This is a genomic window from Vibrio sp. 10N.261.46.E11 (assembly GCF_041472735.1).
Classification (GTDB): Bacteria; Pseudomonadota; Gammaproteobacteria; order Enterobacterales; family Vibrionaceae; genus Vibrio.
The window spans coordinates 64,720-77,648 of sequence record NZ_JBFRQW010000001.1 but is presented as its reverse complement, the minus strand read 5'-3'; the positions used below and the strand labels follow the sequence as shown (position 1 = coordinate 77,648).

The following is a 12,929-nucleotide window of genomic DNA, read 5'->3' as shown; positions in this document are numbered from 1 at the left end:
TATTGGTCATGAGCAAGTCACATAGAAACAGTGAACTCGGCTTCTAGCTAAAGAAGTTAACTTGGTTCTTTAACGACTCAGCTTGTTTTTGAAGTTCATCAGCACTGTGAGAAGTCTTAGCGCTGGTTTCACGGCTTTGCTGGTTCAAATCGCTGATCGCATGTGCGTTTGCGGCGATTTCTTGAGAAACCTGAGCTTGCTCTTCTGATGTCGCAGCAATCGTTTCAGCTTGAGAAGCAATAGATTCAACTTGAGAGGCAATCGACTCTAAGGCTGTGCCTGCTTCTTGCGCTTTATCGAGTACTTGATTGGCATTCGATTGACTTTGTGTCATCAGGCTTACGGCATTGTTAGTTGAAGATTTCAACTTCTCGATGATGCTCACTACGTCTTGTACTGACGTTTGTGTACGATGAGCCAAAGTTCTTACTTCGTCAGCGACCACGGCAAAACCACGACCTTGATCACCTGCACGCGCAGCTTCTATTGCAGCGTTCAACGCAAGTAAGTTGGTTTGCTCTGCGATGTCATCAATCATCTTGGTAACGGTTTGAATGCTTTCGCTATCAGAACTCACTTGCTCAATAGCTGATGCTGATTTGTCTAGTTGGTCATTGAGCTGGGCAACATCAATACATACACCCTCAACGACTTCTAAACCTTTCTGGCTATCTTCATTAGCAAGGCGAACATTTTCAGCAATGCTGTTTACTTGCTGCGCAACAGATTCTGCCGAGGTGGCCATCTCTTCAATGGCGGTAACGACTTGCTCAACCTGTGCTTGCTGGCAGTCAGCTTGGCTCAAGTTGTGGCTGGCATCCTGTGACACGCTGCTAGAGCTGCTTTGTACTTGATCACTGGTCGTTCGAATCTCTCCAACGAGTGTGTTCAATTGAGCAGCCATGTTGGCAACACCGGTATTTAGGTTGCTGATTTCATTCTTAGTCTGTTTGCCGTTGTTTGGAATATGTAAGCTGACTTCGCCTTTTCCTAAGCGCATCATGTATTCGTTTAAAGTCGTCAACGGCGTCAACGTACGGTTCAATACGAGCGTTAACACGACGATAGTCGCGGCGGCAATCAAGGTCGCGATTATCGCGATAAGTTTCAGCAGTTCGTCGCTGCCCTTAGTGACTTCGTTAATAAATGTGCCGCCAAGTAGCTTCCAATTCCACCCCGGAACTTCGGTATAGACGAGGTATTTTTCGCCCACTGTTTCTTGATATTCAAAAGGGTAGAGAATCAAGCCGGATGGCTGTTCAAAGATCTGATAGAAAGGTTTGTTACCGTCGTAGTCAACAACATCCACAATCGATTTATCACCTCCAGCATTAGTAGGGTGCAGTAAGTACTGACCTTGATGCTCTTTTTCATTATCAACGATGATGGTATAACCAGTATCGCCCCACGAGACAGAACGCAATGACTCGAACAGGTTTTGTGTCGCCTCTTCTACGGGTAGACCAATGAAAGAGACACCGTTAACTTTGCCTTGAGCATTCGTTAGAGGTGCGTAGTAGGTAATGTAGCGTTGGCCGAAGAGCTTCACTTGCGCGTAATAAGCTTGGCCATTTTTGAGTTTGTTATAACCTGGATGATCCTTGCCTAACGTTGTGGCAACAACACGTTCCCCTGATGGTTTTTTAAGAGAAGTAGACACGCGAATAAAGTCATCGCCAAATGGGGCAAATAGGGTGGCTACAGCGCCGGTGTCGCGAGTAAAGCTATCAACGAGTTTAGTGTCGTTGATTAGGCTCTCACCATATTGAGTCATGTTAGGAATGGAGTGACCGTTGAACTCAACGTCGTAATTCTCAACATAAACACCTGCTAGGTAACCGTTACGAAAGGTGGATTCTAAAACTTTGGCGGTATGCAGGTAGGCATCGAATTGGCCAGAGATGGTTTTGGCCATCGCTTCTACTTTGGATTGGTGTTCCCTTAACGTGTTGTCTAATAATACTTGTGAGGCATTGCGATACACGAGCGTTGCGATAGAGCCAAAGGCGATAAGTAAGCACAGCAAAATGACCAACTTAAGTTGGAAGCCAACACTTTGATTTTTGTATTTCTCGAACATGAATTCATTATCCTGTCTTCATTGAGGTGTTGTTAAGTGGTTTTTGATAAGTTTGTTATTGAGTCTCCTATCATAAGTACTTATTTATCGGCAGTAATTGATAATGATTAATGAATTAATGAATTGATGAATTGATGGTTATGTTTATAAATTATGGCGTGTCCAGCTTGACTGAAGCAGATCAATGAGACGTAATTTGGAATGTATCTGAATCAGAGTCGATAGACTTTGCTGAGAGTTAAATGACAAGTTGGTCATGGTTATTGGAATAGAGATGTTTATTGGAATAGAGATGGTTAGGGGCAATAAAAATGCAGCTCATGGCTGCATTTTCGTTTCTAATTGGCGTTGCTTTAAGCTTATTTCGAAGCTAGCACTGTAATCAGCTGGTGGCTTTCGCCAGGCTGAAGCGTTTTACCTGCTTCTAGACTCGGGGCGTGCAGTGTTGACTCGACACACATCATGGTTAGATAACCGTCGTCTTGCATGTCGCCCATACCTGCAGCCCCTTCCGCCCACGGGTTCCAAAGTACCGCAGAGTTGTGGCCGTGGTTTTCAACTGTTAGCGTGCGATCCAGCTTTTTGTCAGCAACAAAGATTTGCGCTTCTGGTTGCGTGTAAACGCGGTCAATCGTGTCAGTCAGTACCAGTTCAGCACCACCTTGGCAGATCTTGCCACCTTGTAGGCTATCAATGTACTCAGCCCCCATACCCGTTGTGGTTGTGTTGTGAATATCGCCAACGTTTAGGTAAGTGTGCAGTGCACCAGAGAAAGTCCATGGCTGAGAATCAGTGTTCTTCACGTCCAGCGTTACTTTTAGCTGCTCGTCGATCTCAACATTCAAACGTGCATCAAACTGATGAGGCCATACTGCTAGCGTCTCTTCGCTTGGCTTCAGACCTAAGCTAACAATCACGCCCGCTTCGCTTTCGCGGTGCTCAATCAACTGCCATTCGTTTGAACGTGCAAAACCATGAGCTGGTGCTGCAATGCGACCAAACCAAGGCCAACATACTGGAATTCCGCCACGTAGGGCTGTTTTTCCGTCGAATTTAGCTTGTTGGCTCATCCAAATTAGGTCTTCTTGACCTTGCGGTTGGAATGACACGACATGACCGCCAAACAACGAAATCGCTGCGTTTGCTTTATCGTGTATAACACGAACCAATTTTACACCTTCGTGTTCAACGATAGTGACGTTGTCTGAAAGTACAGTCAGTGCAGGTAGAGTAGATAAATCCATTACATGATCCTTCTAAGGAAATTGAATTCAAATGCTGACTAGAACTAGGGTGCTTGTGAATCTGTGAGTGGCAAGCAGAGCCAGTATTGGAATTGAATTTCAGTGTGTTGGTAATTGGGATTGAAGCCGGGAGCTGTTTAAAAAATAGCAGGTATTAAAAAGGCGACACTAAGGTCGCCTTTTTCAAAGTCTGCTCAAAACAGTCTTCGCTAATGCTTATCTAAAGCTATTTCTAAAAAGAAATTACTTAGAGATGTGAGCGATTAGGTCTAGAACTTTGTTTGAGTAACCGATTTCGTTGTCGTACCAAGATACAACTTTAACGAATTTGTCAGTTAGAGCAACACCAGCTTTAGCATCGAATACTGAAGTTTGAACTTCACCGATGAAATCTTGTGATACTACTTGGTCTTCAGTGTAACCAAGAACGCCAGCCATTTCGCCTTCAGAAGCTTCTTTCATTGCAGCACAAATTTCTTCGTAAGATGCAGCTTCTTTTAGGTTAACTGTTAGGTCAACTACAGATACGTTAGCAGTTGGTACACGGAAAGCCATACCAGTTAGAAGGCCGTTTAGTTCTGGAAGAACAACGCCTACAGCTTTAGCAGCACCAGTTGAAGATGGGATGATGTTTTGAGAAGCACCACGGCCACCGCGCCAGTCTTTAGCAGAAGGGCCATCTACAGTTTTTTGAGTTGCTGTAGTAGCGTGAACTGTAGTCATAAGACCTGACTCAATGCCCCACTTATCGTTAAGTACTTTAGCGATAGGTGCAAGACAGTTAGTAGTACAAGAAGCGTTAGAAACGATGTCTTGACCAGCGTAAGATGCTTGGTTAACGCCCATTACGAACATTGGAGTTGCATCTTTAGAAGGACCAGTAAGAACTACTTTCTTAGCGCCAGCAGTGATGTGCTTACGTGCAGTCTCGTCAGTTAGGAAAAGACCAGTTGCTTCAGCAACTACGTCTACTTCGATAGCATCCCACTTAAGGTCTTCTGGGTTACGCTCAGCTGTAACACGTACAGTTTTACCGTTAACGATTAGGTTACCGCCTTCAACTTCAACAGTACCGTTGAAACGGCCGTGAGTTGAGTCGTACTTAAGCATGTATGCCATGTACTCTACGTCGATTAGATCGTTAATACCTACTACTTCGATGTCTGCACGCTCTTGAGCTGCGCGGAATACGAAACGGCCGATACGGCCAAAACCGTTAATACCTACTTTGATAGTCATTGTAGTTGCTCCACAACTTAATTTCTGATTAAAGATAACTGGTAGTAAAATTACAGAATCCAGTATACATCTGCAATAGATAATCCGACTTAACTTGTTTAATGTCAAAAAAAAGCGACGCTTTTCTTAACAATTGGGTGTAAGTGGTTGAAAATTGACCATTGCGAGTGGCTCTGTACCCTTCCAGTTGGGTAAAATACCTCTAAATGATGATTCACTTATGAGTGTATATGTACAATGTTTCCTGGTGAGAAAGTATGTGCTACAAAACGACTCATATGCAAGTCTTTATAGGAAAAAGTAAATATAATAACTAATAATGTGGAGAGATATTAACGTGATTCAAAAGGGAGGAAATATGATAAAGCCTGATGAATATTGGCGTGAGCGCCTAACGGACGATGAGTTTGCTGTGTGTCGTCAACGTGGTACTGAAGCCCCATATAGCGGTAAGTTACTGCACAACCATAAGACGGGTGTCTATAGCTGCACATGCTGTGAAAGCCCTTTGTTTCTGTCGGATAACAAATATGACTCAGGGTGCGGTTGGCCAAGCTTTGATGCCCCTGTGAATGACGAAGCAGTGCGTTATATAGAAGATCTAAGTCACGGAATGAAGCGTGTAGAGATCCGTTGTACCGCTTGTGATAGCCATTTAGGTCACGTTTTTCCTGATGGTCCGAAGACAACAGGTGAACGGTTCTGTGTTAATTCTGTGTCGTTAATTTTCAACAAAAATGACAAAAGTACGAAATAACTTGTCACTATTGTTTAATCCTTACAGGTCGCATTTGCCGATCGACTAACACTGAACGACCCAAGAGTTAAGTATTTCAGAGTTATCTCTAGTACAAATAAAAACAGCTACCATGATGGTAGCTGTTTTTTGAAAGCTCGTGAATAGAACGTTTGGACTAGAAAACGAGAACAGGGCGATCAGTAACGAGGGACAATCGAAGGGCTGTAAACCTCATCTTCAATAGCGTCTACTATATTGTCCGCGTCTTCATTCAGTTGTTCGTATGTTGACTCATCGAAACGGTACAACACAGTAAGTTCTGCTTCCGAAGCAATAGGCACATTAAAGTTTTTGGCAACCATTGCCCAGACGTACGCTTTTTCCATATGACCTAGGCTGTGGTTGATACTCGCCATTGATTTGAAGATCTCGGTGTTGACCTTCGAACCATTAGAAAGCGTTAACGCGTTATTGAGTAGCTTAAGCGTCTTTTCATGGTCACGGGTAGTATAGAAAGTGGCTAGCGCATATTGCATCTCTGCTGTGTTTAATGCTTCTGTCCCTTCTAACTGTAGGAAGCTGCGTCTTGCGTTGGTATCCCCAGTTTGTGACCACATAAAATAAAGCGTTTCAGGGGTATTTGATCGCGAGAGTTCATCAACAATACGTTCAGACTCCTCGATACTATTCATTAACGAGGTGAAGCGACGTTCTTGAAGTTTGGATTGATCGATCGTTTCGATCTGCGCAGCAAGTTCTAGACACTTTTTGTAGACAGAGACTAATTCGAACTCTTTAATCTTATTGGTATCGCTAGGGTTCTCTTTTGCTTCAAATTTATGCCAGACGAGGTCGGTACGTGCGACACGGCACTGTCCGTCGTTCATGTTTAGTTTTTCACACTGAAGCCACGGGTTGCTTTCGCATAATTGAGCGGTATTTTTGTTGCCGTCAAAGCACCCAACCAGAGTGAAGGGCAATAGGCTTAGTACCAACCATTTCATAATTTTCATATTCCTCCACTTGTGATCAAATACACTTATTTTCAGTCAGGTTCTTGACTCAATTCTGATACGGGTTATTTTCTGGTGAAAATTGTTAAAACTAAGGCCTTACCATGGATGCAGAACAACTTCTTAGCGCAATGACCCCCGAGGTCTACGAACGTTTAACCTACGCAGTTGAAACGGGTAAATGGCCAGAAGGAACAGCGCTCTCTAAAGAGCAGCGCGACTCGTGTATGCAGGCGGTTATGTTGTATCAATCGAAACATAACTCTGAAGCTCAACATATGACAATTGCAGCCGGCGGAGAAATTAGCTTTAAATCAAAGTCTGAACTAAAGAAGCAGTTTAAGTCCGACCAAGAAGATATTGTTAGAGTTAATCCTAATCATTAAGCTTAAATTACAACAAAGGGGTGGCACTGTGCCACCCCTTTTTTACTGTTAAGCCATTTATTTATAAACAAAAATGCGATTTAGTTCAGGTTTAAGTAAGGGGCGCGATTCACGGTAATTCCTCGGCTAAACGAATCGCTGAATAGGCTTATAAGCTCATCTCACCGCGCAGCACTAGTCGCATTTGAGCCTTCACTTCTTCGTAGCTTAAATCTTGGCTTAATAGATAATGTAACTTCGCCAGTGCCGCTTCTGGTGTCATATCGTAACCACTGATAACGCCCGATTCTGCTAGTGCACAACCCGTCGCGTAACCCCCCATATTGACTTTACCTGCCAAACACTGAGTTAGGTTCACTACAATCACACCTCGTTCTGAGGCATCTTTTAAGTGTTGAAGTAGTTCTTGATTTTGTGGTGCGTTACCAACACCAAAAGTAAGTAGAATCATTGCATTTACAGGCTGTAGTAGCGTGTTGCGAATCACCTCATGCGAGATTCCTGGGTACATTGTAATTACACCGATGGGTTGCGGAGTAATGTTATGAACCTTGAAAGCACCTTCAGGTTGTTCGTTTACCTTAACGTTATTGCTGATCTGGATATTGATACCCGCTTCTAGCAATGGAGTTAGGTTTGGAGAGGTAAACGCATTGAAGCCATCAGCGTGTGATTTTGTACTGCGGTTACCGCGCATCAACTTGTTGTTGAAGAACAGTGTCACTTCGTTGATCGGGTAGTTCGCTGCAATGTGCAGAGCATTAAGCAGGTTTGCTTGTCCGTCTGAACGTAATTCTGCTAAGGGGATCTGAGAGCCCGTAACAATCACAGGTTTGCCGAGGTTTTCTAACATGAATGACAGAGCTGAGGCGGTGTAAGCCATAGTGTCTGTACCGTGCAGGATAACGAAACCATCGTACTTATCGTAGTTCGCGCGAATATCATCAGCGATAGTCTGCCAATCAAGTGGCGTCATATCTGAAGAGTCCATTAATGGAGAGTATTCATGAATGGTGTACTCAGGCATTTCTGGGCGATGGAATTCAGGCATGGCAGCGAGCTGCTTATCCATAAAACCTGCGACTGGGACATAGCCGTGGTCCAAAGACTTCTGCATGCCAATTGTGCCGCCGGTATACGCGATATAGATGTGTTTTCTTTCCATGGCGATTAATACTTAGTGTGATATAGGGAACAGGGGGGCGATTATAGCGAATTATCATGCAATAAAAAGAGGCGCCTCACACAGAGGCGCCTCTTGATAACAAAGCGTTGAGCTTATCTTATTGAACTTGGCAGTTTAAGCAAAAAGCATATCGGCCTTGTGGGTCGTTAAAGTTACCTAACAGCTGGCTATCTTGAGCTAACTGTTGAGTAACAGGCTGTAAACTGCTTGGAATCATTGACTGAATATCAAGGCCTATCGACATCTGAACTTGGTTCATAAATTCTTGAATAAATAGTTCAGTGGCTGAAAGAGGCTCTTCTACCCAGTAGATATTGTAGGTTTCAAGCTTTGCAAGTGAAGCCGCCGCTGCAACCGCATCATCGAAATCACCAATTTCATCGACTAGACCTTTCGCGATTGCATCTTGCCCTGTCCATACTCGGCCTTGAGCAATCTTGTCGACAGCATCGACTTCCATGCCGCGATTCGCTCCAACTAGGCTGATGAAACGGCGGTAACCATTTTCAATGCCCATTTGGAATGCATCTTTCGCGCCGTCGCTAAGCCCAGTCGTAATACCAAGACCAGAGAAAGGTGACGTACCAACGCCATCAGTGTAAACACCGATATCGTTTAACCCCTTTTCAAAGGTTGTGATAACACTGAAGATACCAATCGAACCGGTTAAGGTTGTTGGTTGAGCTAGGATCTTATCCGCACCCATCGAGATCCAGTAACCACCCGAAGCGGCAAGGCTAGACATAGAAACCACTACAGGTTTACCTGCTTGTTTGATCGCTTCGATTTCATTGCGAATAACTTCAGAAGCAAACGCGCTGCCACCAGGGCTGTCTACACGAAGTACAACTGCTTTAACTTTGTCGTCATTACGAGCTTGGCGAAGTAGCGCTGCAGTAGTATCACCACCAACAGTGCCGCGAGGTTGTTTACCATCCATAATCGCACCGCTTGCCACAATCACAGCAACGTCGTGTGATTCGCTGTTCATGTCGGGAAGTATAGTTGTACGGTACTCGTAGTAACCAAATGCGTTGTAGCTGTCTTGACCATCACTGCCGAACACGTCTGCAAGCTCTAGTCGAACTTGTTGGCGGGTCGCTAGTTCATCGACTAAGCCCAGTTTTTCGGCCAGTTTCGCGATATCACCATCAACGGACTCAAGCTCTTTCAAGAAAGTGTCCATGCTTGGGTTTAGCGTTTTCGCGTCGATTTGGCGGTTGTGGCTCACATCATCAACGTAAGCACCCCATAGCTGGCCTAACCAACGAGAAGCGGATTCTTTTGCCGCGTCAGACATGTCATCACGAATGAAAGGTTCGATGGCAGACTTATAAGTACCTACACGGAACACATGGGTGTTCACATCGAGTTTCTCTAATAAGGTTTTGTAGTAAAGCGAGTAAGCGCTGTAGCCTTTAAGAAGAACACCGCCATCTGGTGATAGGAAGACTTTAGTTGCGTAGCTTGCTAGGTAGTATTGGCTTTGGTTGTAAAAGTCACCCACCGCATAAATCGGTTTGCCTGTTGCTTTGAACTCATTCAACGCTTTAGCGATGTAGCGCAGCTTGGTTAGGTTGGTTTCTGGCAACTCTTTGAGTGCTAAAACGATACCTGTAACCTTGTCATCGTCTTTTGCGTAGCGAATCGTTTCAACGATATCAAACAGGATGTTCTCTTTTGGAAGATCCTTGCCAAGCAGTGAGCCTGTCACCGAATCCATAGGATTGATATAACGGCTTTGCTCTACAATCGGACCAGAAAGGTTAAGCACCAGAGCTGAATCCTGTGGAACTGTTGGCTGAGCCGTATCTGAGTGGAAGTACACAAAGTAGATGATGGCAATACTGAGTAAAAAGATGATGTTAACAAGTGCAAGACGCACAAACGTAATGAGCTTCCAAATCCCTTTAAAGATCATACCTATAAATTTAAATATTTTTTTCATTCTGTCTCCGCAGTGAGATCACGTCGCTTTAACAAGCTGTAGTACCATTAATCTCAATAATATGAACTGCTTAGTATCCTACGATAATTCCCAAGCTCAAACTATACCAAGAATTGTTAATCGATATATATTCTCATTAAGTGTAGTCATATTAAGGGCTTTTGAAGGTTTAATGCGTCCTGCATTATGATCGGTGTTACAAAAATGTAAACGGTTGTTTGAACTTTTGGTGATTGAGTTATATTGTGGTCTGACCACAAGGATATAATAATAGAAGTGATGTCTGCCATGTACCCACATTTACTCGAACCACTCGATCTTGGTTTTACTCAGTTACGTAACCGTGTATTGATGGGATCAATGCACACGGGTTTAGAAGAAAATAAAGAAGGCCTCCACAAGCTTGCCGCGTTTTATGAAGAGCGAGCAAAAGGAGGCGTTGGCCTTATTGTTACCGGTGGTTTCTCTCCTAATTTACGTGGCAGATTGACCCCATTTAGTGCTGAGTTCAGTAAAGTTAAGCACGCAAAAGCGCACCAAATTGTTACTGAGGCCGTGCATAAGCATGGCGGTAAAATTGCCCTTCAGTTGCTACATGCTGGCCGCTATGCAATGCACCCATTCGCGCAAAGTGCTTCGGGCATCAAAGCGCCAATCGCTAAGTTTGCACCGAGTGAGATGAGCCCTCGTCAAATTAAAAAGACCATCGGTGCTTTTGCCAACAGTGCAGAACTAGCTCAAGTCGCGGGTTATGACGGCATTGAGATCATGGGATCTGAAGGTTACTTGATTAACCAATTCATCTGTAAGCGTACCAACATGCGTTATGACGAATGGGGCGGTTCTTATGAGAAGCGTATGCGTTTCCCACTAGAGATCGTTAAATCGATTCGCGAAGCGGTGGGTAAAGATTTCATTATTATTTTCCGCTTATCGATGCTGGATTTGGTTGAGCAAGGCAGCACATTCGAAGATGTTGTCCTTCTGGCTCAGAAGCTAGAAGAAGCGGGTGTGACCATTATTAATACGGGTATCGGTTGGCACGAAGCACGTATTCCGACCATCGCGACACAAGTTCCAAGAGGTGCATTCTCTTGGGTGACAGAAAAAGTAAAACCATACGTGTCGATCCCAGTGGTGACGTGTAACCGAATCAATACGCCAGAAGAGGCTGAACGTATCCTTAGTTCAGGGCAGGCCGACATGGTATCAATGGCTCGTCCATTCTTGGCTGACCCTGACTTTGTTAATAAAGCCGCTCAAGACCAAGCGCAGTTCATTAACACCTGTATCGGTTGTAACCAAGCGTGTCTTGATAACGTATTCAAAGGCAAACGAGCGAGCTGCTTGGTGAACCCTCGCGCTTGTTACGAAACTGAAATTGTTGTGCAACCAGCTCAAGCAACCAAAACCATTGCCGTCGTCGGTGCTGGGCCAGCAGGTTTAGCTTGTGCAACAACGTTGGCACAGCGTGGGCATAAGGTTGATCTGATAGAGAAAAATGACCGCATCGGTGGACAATTTAGATTGGCAATGCAGATTCCGGGTAAAGAAGAGTTCAGAGAAACGATTCGTTACTTTGCTAACCAAATAGATGCATCAGGCGTGAACTTAAAACTGGATACTGAAGCGACGTTTGAGATGTTGTTGAAGTACGATGAAGTCGTGATGGCTGCTGGTGTTGAACCCAGAAAGCTTGATATTGAAGGGATAGATCAAGAAAACGTAGTCGACTACCAAACCTTGATTCGTGAAAAGACACCAGTAGGCGAAAAAGTCGCGATTGTTGGTGCCGGTGGTATCGGTATTGATGTGGCAACTATGCTGACAGAGCCAACTTCTCATAGTTTGGACGATTGGCTGCATGAGTGGGGCATTGATAAGAATATGGAACACCCAGGCGGACTTTACCCTTACCCTGATTCATTTAGCGATAAAACGGTGTGGGTGATGCAGCGTAAAGCGGGTCGTGTCGGTAAAGGCCCGGGTAAGACTACAGGTTGGATTCATAAACGCACATTAGAAAAACGTGGTGTGAACTTACTTGGTGGCGTGAGCTACAACAAGATTGACGACCAAGGTCTGCACATCAGCGTTGGTAAGCAAGAACAGGTGCTTGATGCCGATTCTGTAATTGTGTGTGCAGGTCAAGTGTCGGTTCGACCATTCGAAGATATGTGGCAAGAGTTTGGTGGCAAGCTTCATGTTATTGGCGGCGCTGATTACGCGGGCGAACTGGATGCAGTACGTGCGATTCGCCAAGGTGTTGAGTTAGCGATTAAGCTCTAACAACAAGAGAATACACCCGTTCATAAACTGAACGAAACTTGTAAATAAGGCTCCTAAGTCATAGATTTAGGAGCCTTTATTGTTTTCAGTATTGTTTGAACTATTGTGTCAATTGGACAGCCGTTGAGATTTATTATCGTTTGTATTCTGTGCTACAGTTCAACTATACAAACAATAAAAATTAGTAAGGACTTCAAATGGATGCTTTGGATCTATTGCTCAACAGACGCTCTATCGCAAAACTCTCTGATCCGGCACCTGAAGGTGTCGCGTTAGAAAACATCATCAAAGCGGGCTTACGAGCTCCTGACCACGGTGCGCTAACACCTTGGCGCTTTGTTATCGCGCAAGGTTCAGGGTTACAGAAACTTTCAGACATCTTGGTGCGTGCCGCTGAAGCGGACGAAAGCGAAGAAGCGGTGATCGAGAAAGTGAAAAAAGCGCCGTTCCGAGCTCCTATGGTGATCACCGTGATTGCTAAAGTGACAGAGCACGAGAAAGTGCCAGCATTCGAACAACACCTGTCTGCGGGTTGTGCTGCGCAAGCCATGCAAATGGCAGCCGTCGCACAAGGCTTCCAAGGTTTTTGGCGTTCAGGCAAATGGATGTTCCACCCTGAAGTTCGCCAAGCTTTCGGCCTAGAAGGCGACGATGAAATTGTGGGTTTCCTATACCTAGGTACTCCGGGCTGTACGCCAATGAAAGTACCAGAGCGTGACTTCGCTAAGTTTGTTGAGTTCTTATAGAGAACGTTGAAGCTTGAAAGTGGAATGCTAACTGTATAAACAACCAGTTTTTCTTGATT

The 12,929-nt window shown here is 44.5% G+C and carries 10 protein-coding genes; 4 read left to right on the top strand and 6 right to left on the bottom strand.

Translation table 11 applies throughout. The annotated features are described in order from the left end of the window. Positions 1-43: 43 nt before the first annotated feature. The 3 genes from AB4407_RS00345 to gap all read right to left on the bottom strand — a co-directional run bounded on the left by AB4407_RS00345 (position 44) and on the right by gap (position 4,563). Positions 44-2,080 carry a methyl-accepting chemotaxis protein gene (locus AB4407_RS00345; protein WP_372117479.1) on the bottom strand — a complete coding sequence of 679 codons (2,037 nt, stop codon included), beginning with the start codon at positions 2,078-2,080 and terminating at the stop codon, positions 44-46. Positions 2,081-2,439: 359 nt separating this feature from the next. After that, entirely contained in the window at positions 2,440-3,324 is an 885-nt protein-coding gene (locus AB4407_RS00340) for a D-hexose-6-phosphate mutarotase (RefSeq protein ID WP_372117476.1), read from the bottom strand. Between the two features lie 243 nt (positions 3,325-3,567). Further along, on the bottom strand, positions 3,568-4,563 hold the full coding sequence (gap, locus tag AB4407_RS00335; RefSeq protein ID WP_009848658.1) for a type I glyceraldehyde-3-phosphate dehydrogenase: 996 nt from the start codon (positions 4,561-4,563) through the stop codon (positions 3,568-3,570). Positions 4,564-4,882: 319 nt separating this feature from the next. On the opposite strand from gap, the gene msrB reads away from it, so the two are divergent. Next, a complete protein-coding gene (msrB, locus tag AB4407_RS00330; RefSeq protein ID WP_372117473.1) occupies positions 4,883-5,320 on the top strand; it encodes a peptide-methionine (R)-S-oxide reductase MsrB in 438 nt (145 codons plus the stop codon). 179 nt (positions 5,321-5,499) lie between these two features. Here the strand turns inward: msrB and AB4407_RS00325 are convergent, their stop codons facing one another. Further along, positions 5,500-6,306 (bottom strand): DUF2989 domain-containing protein, encoded by an 807-nt coding sequence (locus AB4407_RS00325; RefSeq protein WP_372117517.1) that lies wholly within the window; start codon positions 6,304-6,306, stop codon positions 5,500-5,502. Between the two features lie 113 nt (positions 6,307-6,419). Here AB4407_RS00325 and AB4407_RS00320 point away from each other — a divergent pair, with 113 nt between their 5' ends. Beyond that, on the top strand, positions 6,420-6,701 hold the full coding sequence (locus AB4407_RS00320; RefSeq protein ID WP_010437067.1) for a YeaC family protein: 282 nt from the start codon (positions 6,420-6,422) through the stop codon (positions 6,699-6,701). A gap of 148 nt (positions 6,702-6,849) precedes the next feature. On the opposite strand, the gene ansA is transcribed toward AB4407_RS00320, so the two are convergent. Then, on the bottom strand, positions 6,850-7,866 hold the full coding sequence (gene ansA / locus AB4407_RS00315) for an asparaginase (RefSeq protein ID WP_372117471.1): 1,017 nt from the start codon (positions 7,864-7,866) through the stop codon (positions 6,850-6,852). Between the two features lie 118 nt (positions 7,867-7,984). Then, the gene (gene sppA / locus AB4407_RS00310; protein WP_372117469.1) at positions 7,985-9,835 is read right to left on the bottom strand and encodes a signal peptide peptidase SppA; all 1,851 of its coding nucleotides are present in this window, start codon (positions 9,833-9,835) and stop codon (positions 7,985-7,987) included. Between the two features lie 279 nt (positions 9,836-10,114). Here sppA and AB4407_RS00305 point away from each other — a divergent pair, with 279 nt between their 5' ends. Together AB4407_RS00305 and AB4407_RS00300 are read left to right on the top strand one after the other, a co-directional pair. Next, a complete protein-coding gene (locus AB4407_RS00305; RefSeq protein ID WP_372117514.1) occupies positions 10,115-12,124 on the top strand; it encodes an FAD-dependent oxidoreductase in 2,010 nt (669 codons plus the stop codon). A 197-nt stretch (positions 12,125-12,321) separates the two neighbouring features. Next, a complete protein-coding gene (locus tag AB4407_RS00300; protein WP_372117466.1) occupies positions 12,322-12,870 on the top strand; it encodes an NAD(P)H nitroreductase in 549 nt (182 codons plus the stop codon). Positions 12,871-12,929 lie beyond the last annotated feature (59 nt).

Bases quoted from the DNA above. Each gene is read 5' to 3' on its own strand.
- AB4407_RS00345 (WP_372117479.1), bottom strand. From the start codon at position 2,080: ATGTTCGAGAAATACAAAAATCAAAGTGTTGGCTTCCAACTTAAGTTG.
- AB4407_RS00340 (WP_372117476.1), bottom strand. From the start codon at position 3,324: ATGGATTTATCTACTCTACCTGCACTGACTGTACTTTCAGACAACGTC.
- gap (WP_009848658.1), bottom strand. From the start codon at position 4,563: ATGACTATCAAAGTAGGTATTAACGGTTTTGGCCGTATCGGCCGTTTC.
- msrB (WP_372117473.1), top strand. From the start codon at position 4,883: ATGTGGAGAGATATTAACGTGATTCAAAAGGGAGGAAATATGATAAAG.
- AB4407_RS00325 (WP_372117517.1), bottom strand. From the start codon at position 6,306: ATGAAATGGTTGGTACTAAGCCTATTGCCCTTCACTCTGGTTGGGTGC.
- AB4407_RS00320 (WP_010437067.1), top strand. From the start codon at position 6,420: ATGGATGCAGAACAACTTCTTAGCGCAATGACCCCCGAGGTCTACGAA.
- ansA (WP_372117471.1), bottom strand. From the start codon at position 7,866: ATGGAAAGAAAACACATCTATATCGCGTATACCGGCGGCACAATTGGC.
- sppA (WP_372117469.1), bottom strand. From the start codon at position 9,835: ATGAAAAAAATATTTAAATTTATAGGTATGATCTTTAAAGGGATTTGG.
- AB4407_RS00305 (WP_372117514.1), top strand. From the start codon at position 10,115: ATGTCTGCCATGTACCCACATTTACTCGAACCACTCGATCTTGGTTTT.
- AB4407_RS00300 (WP_372117466.1), top strand. From the start codon at position 12,322: ATGGATGCTTTGGATCTATTGCTCAACAGACGCTCTATCGCAAAACTC.